The sequence below is a fragment of the Saccharothrix espanaensis DSM 44229 genome, from assembly GCF_000328705.1.
GTDB classification, from domain to species: Bacteria; Actinomycetota; Actinomycetes; order Mycobacteriales; family Pseudonocardiaceae; genus Actinosynnema; species Actinosynnema espanaense.
This window is the reverse complement of record NC_019673.1, coordinates 7,327,501-7,342,379: the sequence shown is the minus strand read 5'-3', so window position 1 is coordinate 7,342,379 and position 14,879 is coordinate 7,327,501. Positions and strand designations below refer to the sequence as shown.

The 14,879-nt window shown below is 72.7% G+C and carries 16 protein-coding genes and 1 pseudogene; 12 read left to right on the top strand and 5 right to left on the bottom strand.

The window, feature by feature from the left end; all coding sequences use genetic code 11:
* The first annotated feature begins 93 nt into the window (after positions 1–93).
* Positions 94–591 (top strand): hypothetical protein, encoded by a 498-nt coding sequence (locus BN6_RS31830; protein ID WP_015103955.1) that lies wholly within the window; start codon positions 94–96, stop codon positions 589–591.
* Between the two features lie 7 nt (positions 592–598).
* Here the strand turns inward: BN6_RS31830 and BN6_RS31825 are convergent.
* Positions 599–1,145 (bottom strand): annotated as a pseudogene (locus BN6_RS31825) (DNA alkylation repair protein).
* 41 nt (positions 1,146–1,186) lie between these two features.
* On the opposite strand from BN6_RS31825, the gene sthA reads away from it, so the two are divergent.
* Positions 1,187–2,599, top strand: a complete 1,413-nt coding sequence (gene sthA / locus BN6_RS31820) for a Si-specific NAD(P)(+) transhydrogenase (RefSeq protein WP_041314767.1) — start codon at positions 1,187–1,189, stop codon at positions 2,597–2,599.
* A gap of 36 nt (positions 2,600–2,635) precedes the next feature.
* Here sthA and BN6_RS31815 read toward each other — a convergent pair whose 3' ends face one another.
* Together BN6_RS31815 and BN6_RS31810 are read right to left on the bottom strand one after the other, a co-directional pair.
* On the bottom strand, positions 2,636–3,475 hold the full coding sequence (locus BN6_RS31815; protein WP_015103952.1) for an alpha/beta fold hydrolase: 840 nt from the start codon (positions 3,473–3,475) through the stop codon (positions 2,636–2,638).
* Positions 3,476–3,488: 13 nt separating this feature from the next.
* Entirely contained in the window at positions 3,489–4,124 is a 636-nt protein-coding gene (locus BN6_RS31810; RefSeq protein WP_015103951.1) for an HAD family hydrolase, read from the bottom strand.
* A gap of 58 nt (positions 4,125–4,182) precedes the next feature.
* On the opposite strand from BN6_RS31810, the gene BN6_RS31805 reads away from it, so the two are divergent.
* From BN6_RS31805 to BN6_RS31760, 10 genes are all read left to right on the top strand, one after another.
* Positions 4,183–4,905: a class I SAM-dependent methyltransferase gene (locus tag BN6_RS31805; RefSeq protein ID WP_015103950.1), complete on the top strand. Its 723-nt coding sequence runs from the start codon at positions 4,183–4,185 to the stop codon at positions 4,903–4,905.
* 295 nt (positions 4,906–5,200) lie between these two features.
* Positions 5,201–6,217 (top strand): N-acetyl-gamma-glutamyl-phosphate reductase, encoded by a 1,017-nt coding sequence (gene argC, locus BN6_RS31800; protein WP_041314764.1) that lies wholly within the window; start codon positions 5,201–5,203, stop codon positions 6,215–6,217.
* Positions 6,214–7,422: a bifunctional glutamate N-acetyltransferase/amino-acid acetyltransferase ArgJ gene (argJ, locus tag BN6_RS31795; protein WP_015103948.1), complete on the top strand. Its 1,209-nt coding sequence runs from the start codon at positions 6,214–6,216 to the stop codon at positions 7,420–7,422. Before argC ends, argJ begins: the two co-directional genes overlap by 4 nt.
* Entirely contained in the window at positions 7,419–8,303 is an 885-nt protein-coding gene (gene argB, locus BN6_RS31790; RefSeq protein ID WP_015103947.1) for an acetylglutamate kinase, read from the top strand. Before argJ ends, argB begins: the two co-directional genes overlap by 4 nt.
* Positions 8,300–9,469, top strand: coding sequence for an acetylornithine transaminase (locus tag BN6_RS31785; RefSeq protein WP_015103946.1), 1,170 nt, complete (start codon positions 8,300–8,302; stop codon positions 9,467–9,469). Before argB ends, BN6_RS31785 begins: the two co-directional genes overlap by 4 nt.
* Positions 9,469–10,395, top strand: coding sequence for an ornithine carbamoyltransferase (gene argF, locus BN6_RS31780; protein WP_015103945.1), 927 nt, complete (start codon positions 9,469–9,471; stop codon positions 10,393–10,395). Before BN6_RS31785 ends, argF begins: the two co-directional genes overlap by 1 nt.
* Positions 10,392–10,883, top strand: a complete 492-nt coding sequence (locus tag BN6_RS31775; RefSeq protein ID WP_015103944.1) for an arginine repressor — start codon at positions 10,392–10,394, stop codon at positions 10,881–10,883. Before argF ends, BN6_RS31775 begins: the two co-directional genes overlap by 4 nt.
* On the top strand, positions 10,876–11,649 hold the full coding sequence (locus BN6_RS31770; RefSeq protein ID WP_015103943.1) for an argininosuccinate synthase domain-containing protein: 774 nt from the start codon (positions 10,876–10,878) through the stop codon (positions 11,647–11,649). Before BN6_RS31775 ends, BN6_RS31770 begins: the two co-directional genes overlap by 8 nt.
* Positions 11,650–11,738: 89 nt before the next feature.
* A complete protein-coding gene (gene argH, locus BN6_RS31765; RefSeq protein ID WP_051075812.1) occupies positions 11,739–13,082 on the top strand; it encodes an argininosuccinate lyase in 1,344 nt (447 codons plus the stop codon).
* Complete coding sequence (locus BN6_RS31760; protein WP_015103941.1) at positions 13,075–13,701, top strand: DNA-3-methyladenine glycosylase; 627 nt, start codon at positions 13,075–13,077, stop codon at positions 13,699–13,701. Before argH ends, BN6_RS31760 begins: the two co-directional genes overlap by 8 nt.
* A gap of 64 nt (positions 13,702–13,765) precedes the next feature.
* Here the strand turns inward: BN6_RS31760 and BN6_RS31755 are convergent, their stop codons facing one another.
* Together BN6_RS31755 and BN6_RS31750 are read right to left on the bottom strand one after the other, a co-directional pair.
* The gene (locus BN6_RS31755; RefSeq protein ID WP_015103940.1) at positions 13,766–14,287 is read right to left on the bottom strand and encodes an EF-hand domain-containing protein; all 522 of its coding nucleotides are present in this window, start codon (positions 14,285–14,287) and stop codon (positions 13,766–13,768) included.
* 94 nt (positions 14,288–14,381) lie between these two features.
* Positions 14,382–14,852: a hypothetical protein gene (locus BN6_RS31750; protein ID WP_015103939.1), complete on the bottom strand. Its 471-nt coding sequence runs from the start codon at positions 14,850–14,852 to the stop codon at positions 14,382–14,384.
* Between the last annotated feature and the right edge of the window lie 27 nt (positions 14,853–14,879).

Here is a 14,879-nt window from a genome sequence, read left to right as displayed (position 1 = left end):
GCGATGAACCGCCGGGCGAGTCTGGTCGCCGGTCCGACGGGGAGCTAGCGGCGAACCCACCGCCTGATGCAGCAGTCGTAGCGAGGTTGCCTCATGCGTAGCTTGGGACCGCGGATGGAAGTCGCGGTGGCGATGACCATCCTGGGGGTGGGGGCCGCCGTGGTGGCCGCGATGCACCTGACCTGGCCCGAGCCCGAACTGCCCGCCATGGCCTACGCGGTCAGCAACGGCGAGGCGGGTGTCGCCGACCTCCAGCCGTTCGAGATCAACGACATCTCCGGCGCCCCGGTCGAGCTCACCCCCGGCAGCGAGGGCTCCCGGCGGGTCCGGCTGTCCAACCCCAACAGCGTCGACATCGTGGTGCTGACCCTCCAGGCGGTGCCCGGCCAGCCGCTGGACGCCGCGCACAACCGGGTCGTGGACTGCCCGTCCGGCGTGCTGACCGTCGTGCCGATGGCGCAGCCGGTGGCGCTCCCGCCCGCCGGGTCGGTCGAGGTGGAGATGGTCGTGCAGATCTCCCCGGACGTGCCGCCGGCGTGCAAGGACTCGGTCTTCCCGCTCACCTACACCGGCCGGGCCGCGCGCGGCTAGCGCGTGTTCACAGGTGCTTGAGCGCCGCGCGCCGGGACAGCGGGGACAGCGCGCGGTGCTCGTCGACGAACGCCCGCACCCAACCCGGGTCGACCCGGGCGTGCTGCCGCAGCGCCCAGCCGATGCCCTTGCGCAGGAAGAAGTCGCCGGTCGGCGATGTTCGCCTCGACGGTGTCGCGCAGCAGCGGGCCGACCCGCCGCGCGGCGATCTCGTCCACGTAGTCCCACCACGCGCCGGTCACCACCAGCTCGTCGTACACCGGCAGCACGGTCGGGTCCTGCCACCGCGGGTACCGGCCGGTGCGCTCCAGCGCGGCGTAGCGCTCCTCGCGGAAACCGGCCTCCCGCCACAGCTCCAGCACGCACTCCAGCCACTGCTCGCGCGAGGTGGGCGGGTGGGCGGCGGACACCGCGCGGGTGATCTTCGCGCGTGCCGACTTGGCCACGCCGAGGAACGGCATCTCCGACTTCATGTACCGCTGCACCTGCGGGGCCTTGGCGGGGTCCGCCGCGTCGGCGAGCTGCCGCCGGATCGCCGCCGCGAGTCCGTTCACGGCGCCACCGCAGGCCGGTCGGGTGTGCGACGCTTCCGGGCATGAGCGAGTACGACTACGACCTGGTCGTCATCGGATCCGGTCCGGGCGGCCAGAAGGCGGCCATCGCGGGCGCCAAGCTCGGCAAGCGGGTCGCGATCGTCGACAAGGCGGACATGGTCGGCGGGGTGTGCGTGAACACCGGCACCATCCCGTCGAAGACGCTCCGCGAAGCCGTCATGTTCCTGACCGGCATGAGCCAGCGCGAGCTGTACGGCGCGGACTACCGGGTCAAGAAGGACATCACGATCTCCGACCTGTTCGCCCGCACCCAGCACGTGATCGGGCGCGAGGTCCAGGTCGTGCGGGCGCAGCTGCACCGCAACCAGGTCGACCTGCTCACCGGCACCGCGCGGTTCGTCGACCCGCACACCGTGGCCGTGCAGGGCGCGCACCGGGGCGAGCACCACACGGTGAGCGCGGAGAAGGTCGTGATCGCCACCGGCACCCGTCCCGCCCGACCGCCGCAGGTCGACTTCGACGAGGAGCGGGTGCTCGACTCCGACGAGGTGCTGGCGCTGGAGGAGATCCCGTCCTCGCTGGTGGTGGTGGGCGCGGGCGTGATCGGCATCGAGTACGCCTCGATGTTCGCGGCGCTGGGCAGCCGGGTGACCGTGGTCGAGCAGCGCGAGCGGATGCTCGAGTTCTGCGACCCGGAGATCGTCGAGTCGCTGAAGTTCCACCTGCGCGACCAGGCGGTGACCTTCCGGTTCGGCGAGAAGGTGGTCGACGTCAAGGTCTCGGAGAGCGGCACGGTGACGACGCTGGCCAGCGGCAAGCGCATCCCGGCCGCCGCGGTGATGTACTCGGCGGGCCGGCAGGGCTCGACCGAGGAGCTGAACCTCGCAGCCGCCGGCCTGGTCGCGGACAACCGGGGCCGGCTCAGCGTGGACGAGCACTACCGCACGCCGGTGGAGCACATCTACGCGGTGGGCGACGTGATCGGCTTCCCGGCGCTGGCCGCCACGTCCATGGACCAGGGCCGGCTCGCGGCCTACCACGCGTTCGGCGAGTCGGCGCGGGAGCTGGCCGCGCTCCAGCCGATCGGCATCTACACCATCCCGGAGATCTCCTACTGCGGCGCGACCGAAGCCGAGCTGACGTCCTCGGCGGTGCCTTACGAGGTCGGCCTGGCGCGGTACCGGGAGCTGGCGCGCGGCCAGATCATCGGCGACGCCTACGGGATGCTCAAGCTCCTGGTGTCCACCGTGGACCGCACGCTGCTGGGCGTGCACCTGTTCGGCACCGGCGCGACCGACCTGGTCCACATCGGACAGGCCGTGATGGCGTGCGGCGGCACGGTGGACTACCTGGTGGACACGGTGTTCAACTACCCGACGCTGTCCGAGGCGTACAAGGTGGCGGCGCTGGACGTGACCAACAAGATCCGCGCCCTGGACCGCTTCGGCGGGTGACCCCGGCCGGCCGGCGGACCCCGGGTCCGCCGGCTGTCACGCCGGTAGGCGGTCGAGGAAGTCCGCGATGAGCGGCGCGATCTCGGTGACGTGCTCCTCCAAGGCGAAGTGGCCCGTGTCGAACAGGTGCAGCTCGGCGTTCGGCACGTCCCGCAGGTACGCCTTCGCGCCCGCTTCGGTGAAGAACCCGTCGTTGCGGCCCCACGTGATCAGCGTCGGTGGTCGGTGGGTGCGCAGCCACTCCTGCCACTCGGGGTAGCGCGCCACGTTGCTGTGGTAGTCCAGCGCCAGCTCGACCTGGACGTCGGCCCGGCCGGGCAGTTCCACGAGCAGTTGGTCGAGGGTCCAGTTGCCGGGGTCGACCAGGGTGGGGTCGGCGGTGCCGCTCTCGTACTGCGCCCTGGTGAACGGCAGCGTCAGCAGGCCGCGCGCCACCTCCGGGTCGCGGTTGGCGATGAACTGCCGGGCGTCGTCGGACAGGCCCTCCTCGTAGGCGTTGGCGTTCTGCACGACCAGGCCGGTGATCCACTCCGGGTGCCTGGTCGCGACCCGGAAGCCGACCGGGCCGCCGTAGTCGAACGCGTAGAGCGCGAACCGGGTCGGCCCGAGTGCCCGGACGAACCCCTCGACCACGTCCGCGAGCCGGTCGAACGTGTGCCGGTCGAGGTCCGCGCTGTGGCCGAAGCCCGGGTAGTCGGGCGCGAGGAGGTGGTACCGGGTGCCCAGGGCGTCGATCAGCCGGCGGAACTGGTGCGAGGTGGTCGGGAACCCGTGCAGCAGCAACAACGTGGGCGCGTCGACGGGCCCGGCCTCCCGGTAGAAGACCCGGACGCCGTCGACCTCGACCTGCCTGTGGAACACCTGGGGGAGGGCCATGCCGCCACGCTACCTAACGGTTGCTGCCGGTTCCAACCATTAGATTGGTGACGAGGTGGAGACGCGCGTCACGCACGTCCCGCAGCGGCGGCACCAACAGGGTCGGCATGCCGACCTCCACGGCCGCCCCGTCGTGCGTCGAGCGGTCGCCGACCATCAGGGTCTCGCCGGGCTCGGTGCCCAGCTCGGCCAGCGCGATCCGGAAGATGGCCGGATCGGGCTTGACCACGCCGTGCTCGAACGACAGCACGAACGAGTCCACCGGCAGCCCGTCGAACATCGGCCGCAGGTCGAAGTGGATGTCGCTGAGCACCCCGACCCGGATGCCGGCGTCCCGCAACGCGATCAGCGTCGCCGGCGCGTCCACCGCGAACGGGTTGAACGCCGGGTCGGACTCCACCGCGTACAGCGCGTCGGCCAGTTCGTCGTCGATGCCCGCCGCCGCGAACCCCCGGTAGTACGTCTCGCGGTGCAGCGCCGCGTCCGCGTCCACGCCCGGCACGTCCAGCCGGTCCTCCACCAACCGCCGCACGACGTCGTCCACGGCCGCCGCGTCGCGCCCCGCCCGCCGCAGCGCCTCGGTCACCCAACCCCGGAACGTCGGCGCGAGCACCAGCGTGCCCCGCCAGTCGAAGATCACCGCTCTCATGCGCTCGACGCTACTAATCCGCTCGACCCGGGCGACCGCCGTTTGCCAGGGTCGCAGGATGGTCGACCGACTGTTCGCCGATCCCGCCCTGGCCGCCCGCTACGACGAGTTCTGCGCCGGCCGCCGGGACTTCGCGTTCTACCTGCCACTGGTGATGTCCGCCCGATCCGTCCTCGACGTCGGCTGCGGCACCGGCGAGCTGCTGCGCCTGGCGCGCGCCGCCGGGCACACCGGACGCCTGTGCGGCCTCGACCCGGCGGAGGGGATGCTCGCGCAGGCGCGCCGGCGGACGGACGTCGAGTGGGTGCTCGGGGAACTCGCCACCACCTCGTGGCACCGGGAGTTCGACCTGGTCGTCATGACCGGGCACGCGTTCCAGGTCTACGTCGGCGACGACGAGCTGCGCACCGCGCTGCACGGCATCCGCGCCGCGCTCGCCGACGACGGCCGGTTCGTGTTCGAGACCCGCAACCCGGCCGCGCGCGCCTGGGAGCGGTGGACGCCGGAGCACGCCGTCGACGTCACGGCCGGCGGCGAGGTCGTGCGGGTGACGACCGAGGTGCACGAGGTGGCGGGCGACCTGGTCACGTTCACCCAGTCCTGGGCCGCGCCGGGCTGGTCCGACGCGAGCCGCAGCACCCTGCGGTTCCTCGACGCCGACCGGCTGGACGCGTTCCTGGGCGAGGCGGGTCTGCGGGTGGCCGACCGGCGCGGCGACTGGGCCGGCGGCGGCTTCACCCCGGACAGCCCCGAGATCATCACCGTCGCGACGCCCGGCTAGCCGCGCTGGTCCGCGTCGGGGTCCTCGGCGCGGCAGCTCCACGCCGCCCGGCTGCGGGCCGGCGGGCCGGCGCGTCGGCCAGGGCTTCGCGCACCCGCCGTCGCACGTCCTACGATGAATGTGACGCCTCCTCCGATTTCCTGCCGCCGAAGTCCGGTCCACATCCCGTCTGGTGTCGGACCCGGACGATGCGAACCAAGTCGGTCACGCGGCGGTGTCGACCGGTGCACACCGGGTGTGGTCTGGCCGACAAAACGGTTTGAGTGACGATGCACAAGCGTGCATACTTATCCGTATGACGGTACGGATCGCGGTCGCCGGAGCCAGCGGGTACGCCGGGGGCGAGCTGCTGCGCCTCCTGCTCGGCCACCCGGGGGTCGAGATCGGCGCGCTGACCGCCGGCGGCAACGCGGGCACCCCGCTGCTGGCCCACCAACCGCACCTGCTCCCGCTCGCCGACCGCACCCTCACCGAGACCACCGCCGAGCGGCTCGCCGGCCACGACGTCGTCTTCCTCGCCCTGCCCCACGGCCACTCGGCCGAGATCGCCGCGCGGCTGGGCGAGGACACCCTGGTGGTCGACTGCGGCGCGGACCACCGGCTCACCGACCCCGCCGCCTGGGAACGCTGGTACGGCGGCGCGCACGCCGGGAGCTGGCCCTACGGCCTGCCCGAGCTCCCCGGGCAGCGCGAGCTGCTCAAGACCGCGAAGCGGGTCGCCGTCCCCGGCTGCTACCCGACCGTGTCCTCCCTCGCGCTCGCGCCCGCCCTGGGCCTGGTCGAACCCGAGGTGACGGTGGTCGCGGTGTCCGGCACGTCCGGCGCGGGCAAGTCGCTCAAGCCGAACCTGCTCGGCTCCGAGGTGATGGGCTCGCTGAGCGCGTACGGCGTCGGCGGCACGCACCGGCACACCCCCGAGATCACCCAGAACCTGTCCAAGGTCGCGGGCCGGCCCGTCAAGGTGTCGTTCACGCCCGTCCTCGCGCCGCTGCCGCGCGGCATCCTGGCCACCTGCTCGGCCACCCTGACCGACCCCGCCGCCGACGTCCGCGCCGTCTACGAGAAGGCGTACGCCGACGAGCCGTTCGTGCACCTGCTGCCGGAAGGCCACTGGCCGACCACGGGCGCGGTGCTCGGCTCGAACGCCGTGCAGCTCCAGGTCACCGTCGACGCCGACCTGAACCGACTGGTGGTCGTCGCCGCGGTGGACAACCTGGCGAAGGGCACCGCGGGCGCCGCGGTGCAGTGCATGAACCTCGCACTCGGCCTGCCGGAGACCACCGGCCTGTCCACCGTTGGAGTAGCCCCGTGAGCACCGAGAACGGCCCCGCACCCGCGCAGCGCCCCACCCGCGACCGCGGCGTGACCGGGCCGAAGGGCTTCAAGGCCGCGGGCGTCGCCGCCGGCATCAAGGAGTCCGGCGGGCTCGACCTGGCGCTGGTCGTCAACGAGGGGCCCGGCCAGGCCGCGGCGGGCGTGTTCACCACGAACCAGGTGAAGGCCGCGCCCGTCCTGTGGTCGCAGCAGGTGCTCCAGGAGCGCAAGCTCACCGCCGTGGTGCTCAACTCGGGCGGCGCGAACGCGTGCACCGGCCCGGAGGGCTTCCAGGACACCCACGCCACCGCCGAGAAGGTCGCCGAGGTCCTCGGCGTGGGCGCGATCGAGGTCGCGGTGTGCTCCACCGGCCTGATCGGCGAACGCCTGCCGATGGACGCGCTCAAGGCCGGGGTCGAGGTCGCCGCCAAGGAGCTGGCCGGCACCGACCAGGCCGGTCTCGCCGCCGCCACGGCCGTGATGACCACCGACACCCACCCCAAGCAGTCCTGGGCGGCGCACCCCGACGGCTGGTCGGTCGGCGGCTTCGTCAAGGGCGCGGGCATGCTCGCCCCGAACATGGCCACCATGCTCAGCGTCATCACCACCGACGCGGTGATCGACGGCGACACGCTCGACCAGGCGCTGCGCGCCACCACCGCCCGCACCTACGACCGGCTCGACGTCGACGGCGGCACCTCCACCAACGACACCGTGCTGGTGCTCGCCTCGGGCGCGTCGGGCGTCGCGCCCACCCCCGGGGACTTCGCCGCCGTGCTCACCGCCGTGGCCGGTGACCTGGTCAAGCAGCTCCAAGGCGACGCCGAGGGCGTGACCAAGGAAATCTCGATCACGGTCACCGGAGCGGCCTGCGAGGACGACGCGGTCACCGTCGCCAAGACCGTCGCCGAGGACAACCTGGTCAAGACCGCGCTGTTCGGCTCGGACCCGAACTGGGGCCGCATCGCGATGGCCGTGGGCCGCTCGCAGGCCACCGTCGACCAGCACCGGCTGGGCATCGCGATCAACGGCGTCACCCTCTTCGAGGACGGCCACAAGGCCGCCGACCGCGGCGAAGCCGACCTGTCCGGGCGCGACGTGGCCATCGTGATCACGCTGAACCTCGGTGAGGGCGAGGCGACCGTGCTCACCACCGACCTGTCGCACGCCTACGTCGAAGAGAACAGCGCCTACAGCTCATGAGCCAGAGCGCGCAGGACAAGGCCGAGGTCCTGATCGAGGCGCTGCCGTGGTTGCAGCGCTTCCGGGGCGCGACGGTCGTCGTCAAGTACGGCGGCAACGCGATGGTGGACGACCGGCTCAAGCGGGCGTTCGCGCAGGACATGGTGTTCCTCAAGCTCGCCGGCCTGCACCCGGTCGTGGTGCACGGCGGCGGCCCGCAGATCGCCGCCATGCTCGGCCGGCTGGGCATCCACAGCGAGTTCCGCGGCGGCCTGCGGGTCACCACGCCCGAGGCGATGGACGTGGTCCGGATGGTCCTGGTCGGCCAGGTCCAGCGCGAGCTGGTCGGCCTGATCAACGAGCACGGCCCGTTCGCGGTCGGCCTGTCCGGCGAGGACGCGCACCTGCTCACCGCCGAACGCCGGGGCACCGTCGTGGACGGCGAGCAGGTCGACCTCGGGCTGGTCGGCGACATCGTCCGGGTGAACCCGGAGGCCGTGCTGGACATCGTCCGGGCGGGCCGCATCCCGGTGGTGTCCACGGTCGCCCCCGACGCGGCCGGCGTGGTGCACAACGTCAACGCCGACACCGCCGCCGGCGCGGTCGCCGTGGCGCTGGCGGCCGAGAAGCTCGTGGTCCTCACCGACGTGGAGGGCCTGTACGCGGACTGGCCGGACAAGTCGTCGCTGCTGCACCGGATCACGGCCGACGACCTGGAGCGGCTGCTGCCCGACCTCGACAGCGGCATGGTCCCGAAGATGGAGGCATGCCTGCGCGCGGTGCGCGGCGGCGTGCCCGAGGCGCACGTCATCGACGGCAGGCTCGCGCACTCGGTGCTGCTGGAGGTCTTCACCTCCGCCGGCGTCGGAACGATGGTGACCGAACAGATGGGGGAGTCATGAACGACCGGCAGCGGTGGCAGGCCGCGATGATGGACAACTACGGCACCCCCGGCCTGACCCTGGTCCGCGGCGAGGGCGCCTACGTGTGGGACGTCGACGGCAACCGCTACCTGGACCTGGTGACGGGGCTCGCGGTCAACGCCCTGGGCCACGCCCACCCGGCGGTCGTCGCGGCGGTCACCGCCCAGATCGGCACGCTCGCGCACACCTCGAACCTCTACATCAACCAGCCCTCGCTCGACCTCGCCGAGCGGCTGCTCGACCTGGCCGGCGTCGACGGCGACGGCCGCGTGCTGTTCTGCAACTCCGGCGCGGAGGCCAACGAGACCGCGTTCAAGCTCAGCCGGCGCACCGGCCGCACCAAGGTCGTCGCCACCGACGGCGGCTTCCACGGCCGCACGATGGGCGCGCTCACGCTCACCGGCCAGCCCGCCAAGCGCACCCCGTTCGAACCGCTGGTCCCCGGCGTCTCGCACGTCCCGTTCGGCGACGTCGCCGCGCTGGAGGCCGCGATCGACGACGAGACCGCCGCGTTCTTCGTGGAGCCGATCCAGGGCGAGCAGGGCGTCGTCGTCCCGCCGGAGGGCTACCTCCAGGCCGCCCGCGAGATCACCGCCCGGCACGGCGCGCTGCTCGTGCTCGACGAGGTGCAGACCGGCGTCGGCCGGCTCGGCTCCTGGTTCGGCTTCCAGCAGGTCGGGATCGTGCCGGACGTGGTCACCCTGGCCAAGGGGCTGGGCGGCGGCCTGCCGCTGGGCGCCTGCCTGGCCTTCGGCCCGGCCAAGGACCTGTTCGGACCCGGCCAGCACGGGACCACGTTCGGCGGCAACGCGGTGTGCTGCGCGGCCGGCCTCGCGGTGCTGGACACCATCGCCGCCGACGGCCTGCTGGAGCACACCGCCGCCGTCGGCAAGGAGATCGCGGCCGGCGTCGAGGCGCTGGGCCACCCGCTGATCTCCGGGGTGCGGGGAGCCGGCCTGCTGCTCGGCATCACGCTGCGCGAGGCGGTCTCGGCGAAGGCCGCGGCGGCCGCGCAGCGGGCCGGCTACCTGGTCAACCCGGTCCAGCCGGACGTGCTGCGGCTCGCGCCCCCGCTCATCCTGGACGAGGCCGACGCCCACCGGCTGGTCGCCGACCTGCCGTCGTTGCTGACCGAGGAGTCCTGATGGTGCGGCACTTCCTGCGCGACGACGACCTGAACCCCGCCGAGCAGGCCGAGGTCCTCGACCTGGCCGACCAGCTCAAGGCCGACCGGCTCGGCCCCAAGCCGCTGGCCGGGCCCAAGTCCGTCGCGGTGATCTTCGAGAAGAACTCCACCCGCACCCGGCTGTCCTTCGAGGTCGGCATCGCCCAGCTCGGCGGCAACCCGGTGATCATCGACGGCCGGTCGATGCAGCTCGGCCGCGAGGAGACCATCGAGGACACCTCGCGGATCCTGTCCGGGTACGTCGACGCGGTGGTGTGGCGGACCTTCGCCCAGAAGCGCATCGAGGCGATGGCGTCGATCTCCCGCATCCCGGTGATCAACGCGCTGACCGACGAGTTCCACCCGTGCCAGGTGCTCGCCGACCTGCAGACCATCCGCCGCGTGCACGGCACCCTGGCCGGGCTCACCGTCACCTACCTCGGCGACGGCGCGAACAACATGTCCAACTCGATCCTGCTCGGCGGCACCACCGCCGGGATGCACGTCCGGATCGCGTCCCCGGTCAACTTCGCGCCCCACCCGTGGGTGCTCGACGACGCCCGCAAGCGCGCCGCCGAGACCGGCGGCAGCGTCGAGGTGGTCAACGACCCGCGCGCCGCCGTCGACGGGTCGCACGTGCTGGTCACCGACACGTGGACGTCCATGGGCCAGGAGAACGACGGCCGCGACCGGGTCGGCCCGTTCCGGCCGTTCCAGGTCAACGCCGACCTGGTCGCCTCCACCGGCGTGAAGACCACCGTCCTGCACTGCCTGCCCGCCCACCGCGGCTGGGAGATCACCGACGAGGTCCTCGACGGGCCCGACAGCGCCGTCTGGGACGAGGCCGAGAACCGCCTGCACGCCCAGAAGGCCCTCCTGGTGTGGCTGCTGGAGCAGTCGCGATGACCCGCACCGCGCGGCAGGCCCGCATCGTCGAACTGGTCAGCCAACGCGCCATCCGCAGCCAGTCGGAACTGGCGAAGACGCTGGCCGTCGAAGGCATCGAGGTCACCCAGGCCACCCTGTCGAGGGACCTGGACGAGCTCGGCGCGGTCAAGCTGCGCGGCGCGGACGGCGGCGCGCCGGTCTACGTGATCCCCGAGGACGGCAGCCCGGTGCGCGGCGTCCAAGGCGGCACGTCCCGGCTCGTGCGGGTGCTCAACGAACTGCTCGTCTCGGTCGACTCCTCGGGCAACCTCGCCGTCCTGCGCACCCCGCCCGGCGCGGCCCAGTTCCTGGCCAGCGCGCTGGACCGGGCCGCGCTCACCGACATCGTCGGCACGATCGCCGGCGACGACACCATCCTGGTGGTGGCGCGCGAACCGCTGACCGGCGCGGAGCTGGCGGCCCGGGTGAGCGCGCTGGCCGCCGGCCAGGAGGACGGCGGTGACTGACCTGGTGGTCCTCGCCGGCCCGTCCGACGACCGGTTCGCCGAGGGCGCGGTGGTTGTCGTGGACCTCGGGCAGGACGAGGACCCCGGGACCGCCCGCGGCACGGCCGAGGTGGTGGAGGTCGACGCGCGCGACGAGTTCGCCCAGCGGTACGGCCTGCCCGCGCTCCAAGCCGGCGCGTCGCACCCCGACCTCGTGCCCGCCCTGTCCCAGCCGCTGACAGCCCACCACGTCGTACGGGTCGCACGGCATCGCGGCGCGACCGCCGTCGCCGAGCAGGAGGTCCGCGTGCTCACCGCCCCGCCCGTCGTGCCGCGACCTGCCCACCCGAACGACCACCACGAACTCGTCGTCACGTTCGACCATGGCGTGCCGGTCGCCCTCGACGGCGAGACGGTCACCGCGCGCCCAGCCGTCCAAGAGCTCGACCTCCGCGCCGGCGGGCGTCACCGCGAGCGGTTCGACGCACGCTCGCCCTGGCCGCGGCCTACCGGCGGTGGGAAGACCTCACCCTGGAACCCGACCTCGCCCGCTTCAAGCGGCAGGCCGGCCGGTGCTGGGGTGAGCTGGTGCTCGCCGGGCAGCGGTTCGCGCTGGTCCGCGCCCCTCGAACAGGCGCTGGACGGCGTCCTGGACGCCGCCCGGCAGCACGTCTGCGGCGAGGTCCGGGTCCTCCTGCCCGGCGGACCCGCCGAGGTGCGGCCGGCCGCCGAACGCGGCGGACACCCGTTGCACCAGACTGTGGCCAAGGGCTTCGTGCAGCTGTGAGGCCCGTCGAGCAAGATCGCAGCGAAGAGGGATCAGAGCAAGTGAGTTCACTTTGGGGCGGGCGGTTCGCCAGCGGACCCGCGGACGCCATGGCACTGCTGTCGGCCTCCACGCACTTCGATTGGCGACTCGCGCCTTACGACATCCGGGGCTCCCGTGCGCACGCCCGCGTGCTCCACCGCGCGGGCCTGCTGACAGCCGACGAACTGGACCGGATGCTCGCCGCGCTGGACGCCCTGCACGCCGACGTCGAGTCCGGGGCGTTCACCCCCACCCTCGCCGACGAAGACGTCCACACCGCGCTCGAACGCGGCCTCATCGAACGCGCCGGACCCGACCTCGGCGGCAAGCTCCGCGCCGGCCGGTCCCGCAACGACCAGGTCGCCACCCTGTTCCGGATGTGGCTGCGCGACGCCGCCCACCGCGTGTCCGAAGGCGTCCTGGACGTCGTGGACGCCCTGGCCGGCCAGGCCGAGGCGCACCCGACCGCCGTCATGCCCGGCCGCACCCACCTCCAGTCCGCCCAGCCCGTGCTGCTCGCCCACCACCTGCTGGCCCACGGCCAGGCGCTGCTGCGCGACGTCGAACGCCTCAAGGACTGGGACAAGCGCGCCGCCGTCTCCCCGTACGGCTCCGGCGCGCTGGCCGGCTCGTCGCTCGGCCTCGACCCCGCCGCCGTCGCCGCCGAACTCGGCTTCGACGCCCCCGTCGAGAACTCCATCGACGGCACCGCCTCGCGCGACTTCGCCGCCGAGATCGCGTTCGTGCTGGCCATGATCGGCGTCGACCTGTCCCGGATCGCCGAAGAGGTGATCATCTGGACCACCGCCGAGTTCCACTTCGCGGTGCTGGACGACGCGTGGGCCACCGGCAGCTCGATCATGCCCCAGAAGAAGAACCCGGACGTCGCCGAGCTCACCCGCGGCAAGGCGGGCCGGCTGATCGGCAACCTCACCGGCCTGCTGGCCACCCTCAAGGCCCAGCCGCTGGCCTACAACCGGGACCTCCAGGAGGACAAGGAGCCCCTGTTCGACTCCGTCGAGCAGCTCGGGCTCCTGCTCCCCGCGCTCACCGGCATGATCGCCACCATCCGCTTCGACACCGCCCGGATGGCCGAGGTCGCGCCCGCCGGGTTCACCCTGGCCACCGACATCGCCGAGTGGCTGGTCCGCCAGGGCGTGCCGTTCCGGGTCGCGCACGAGGCCGCGGGCGAGTGCGTCCAAGCCGCCGAGAGCCGCGGCGTCGGCCTCGACGAGCTCACCGACGCCGAGTTCGCCGCCATCTCCCCGCACCTCACCCCCGAGGTGCGCGGCGTGCTCACCGTCGAGGGGTCGATCGCCTCCCGCGACGCCCACGGCGGCACCGCCCCCGACCGGGTCGCCGAACAGCTCAAGCGGCTGCGCGACCGGTCCGGCCTGGCCCGCCGTGCCTAGACAGCTCACCGAGCAGGAGCTGGCCGTCGACCCCGTCGACGCCGCCCGGCTCCTGCTCGGCGCCGTCATCCAGAGCACCACCCCCGACGGCGTGGTGGGCGTGCGGATCGTGGAAGTCGAGGCGTACCGGGGCGGCGACGACCCGGCGTCGCACTGCTACCGCGGCCGCACCCCGCGCAACGACGTGATGTTCGGGCCGGCCGGTCACCTGTACGTCTACTTCGTGTACGGGATGCACTTCTGCGCCAACGTCGTCTCGTTGACCGACGGCGTGCCCGGTGCCGTGCTGCTGCGCGCGGGCGAGGTGGTGGAAGGCGAAGACCTCGCCCAGATGCGCCGCCCGACCGCCCGCAGCACCGCCGAACTCGCCAAAGGCCCCGCGCGGCTCACCGGCGTGCTCGGACTGCACCGCGAGCACAACGGCACCGACCTCACCGCCGCGGACGCGTCCGTGCGACTGTTCGCGGGCGACCCGGTCACCGAGATCCGCACCGGGCCGCGCGTGGGCGTCGCGGTCGCCGTCGACGTGCCGTGGCGGTTCTGGATCGACTCGCCCGCCGTCAGCACCTACCGCAGGGGGACGCGGCGCACCCGCGCCACCCCGGGATTACCCTCCTGACGCCGGTGCCGCGGGCGTCCACCGACACCCGCGGCACCACCGGCCTCGGTTGGAGCGGCCTCGGTCAGACCTCGCCGAACACGTACGTGCCCGGCGCGTCCTCGTCGTCGCCCGCCCAGAACTCCACCCAGTGCCGGGCGAACTCGCCCTTCGAGATGTGCCCGTCACCGTTGACGTCCAGCCGGGCGAACACGTCCCCGGTCGAGGTCTCCGCCCCCGTCCAGGCGCGGATCATCCAGCTGTACTCCTCGGCCGAGATCTCGCCGTCGCCGTCCTCGTCCACCGCCTCGAACATCGACTCCGCCGTGGCCACCACGAGGTCCAGCATGGTGCCCAGGTTGTCGATCACCGACAGCAGCTCGTCGAAGGTGACCTTCTCGTCCCGGTCCTGGTCGGACGCCGCGAGCAGCGTCTCCCACCAGCCCATCATCAGCTCGCGCAGCCGGGCCTCGCCGCTGTCGCCGCGGATCGCGACCCAGCGGTCGGTGAGCGCCTCGAAGTCCGCCCGCTCCAGGAAACCGTCGTCGTCGGCGTCCATCGCGCGGAACACGATGGAGCCCTTCCGCTTCTGCAAGTCGCTGGCCACCCGCCAAACCTGGCCGCCACGCGCGCGTACGACAATTGGCCACCGGGGCGAATTTTCCTCACCCGAGTGAATCTTGCGGTGACCCTCGGTAGCGCTAGCGCACCGTCCGGCGGTACCAGACCCGCCGTTCACCGGCCGGCAGCGCCACCCGTGTGATCAGGTTCGTCAACACCGCACCGATGATCAGCCACAACACCGCCGCCAGGCCGTCGTTCAGGAGCGTCCGCAGCCCGTCGTTCGCCGGCGTGAACAGGCCCCGCAAGCCCAGCGACACCCCCGCCGACCACGACTCGATCATCTGCGCGAACCCGTTGGACGCGTTGGCACCCGCGATCACCAGGAAGATGTGCACCGCCAGCACGATCGCGAACAGCCAACAGATCACGTCGATCACCGCGCACACGACCCTCACCGCGCGCACGCGGCTGTCCCCGCGCTCCACGACCTCTTCGCGCACCGGCTCGCGCACGGGCTCACGCAGCGGCTCGCGCACCGGCTCCTGCACGGGATGTAAGGCCTCCGTGGGACGGTGGACCGCACGGGGATCGCGATCGGGGTACGTCATCGGCCGAGTCCTCTCAGCTGTTAGGTA

Bases quoted from the DNA above. Each gene is read 5' to 3' on its own strand.
- BN6_RS31830 (WP_015103955.1), top strand. From the start codon at position 94: ATGCGTAGCTTGGGACCGCGGATGGAAGTCGCGGTGGCGATGACCATC.
- sthA (WP_041314767.1), top strand. From the start codon at position 1,187: ATGAGCGAGTACGACTACGACCTGGTCGTCATCGGATCCGGTCCGGGC.
- BN6_RS31815 (WP_015103952.1), bottom strand. From the start codon at position 3,475: ATGGCCCTCCCCCAGGTGTTCCACAGGCAGGTCGAGGTCGACGGCGTC.
- BN6_RS31810 (WP_015103951.1), bottom strand. From the start codon at position 4,124: ATGAGAGCGGTGATCTTCGACTGGCGGGGCACGCTGGTGCTCGCGCCG.
- BN6_RS31805 (WP_015103950.1), top strand. From the start codon at position 4,183: ATGGTCGACCGACTGTTCGCCGATCCCGCCCTGGCCGCCCGCTACGAC.
- argC (WP_041314764.1), top strand. From the start codon at position 5,201: ATGACGGTACGGATCGCGGTCGCCGGAGCCAGCGGGTACGCCGGGGGC.
- argB (WP_015103947.1), top strand. From the start codon at position 7,419: ATGAGCCAGAGCGCGCAGGACAAGGCCGAGGTCCTGATCGAGGCGCTG.
- BN6_RS31785 (WP_015103946.1), top strand. From the start codon at position 8,300: ATGAACGACCGGCAGCGGTGGCAGGCCGCGATGATGGACAACTACGGC.
- argF (WP_015103945.1), top strand. From the start codon at position 9,469: ATGGTGCGGCACTTCCTGCGCGACGACGACCTGAACCCCGCCGAGCAG.
- BN6_RS31775 (WP_015103944.1), top strand. From the start codon at position 10,392: ATGACCCGCACCGCGCGGCAGGCCCGCATCGTCGAACTGGTCAGCCAA.
- argH (WP_051075812.1), top strand. From the start codon at position 11,739: ATGGCACTGCTGTCGGCCTCCACGCACTTCGATTGGCGACTCGCGCCT.
- BN6_RS31750 (WP_015103939.1), bottom strand. From the start codon at position 14,852: ATGACGTACCCCGATCGCGATCCCCGTGCGGTCCACCGTCCCACGGAG.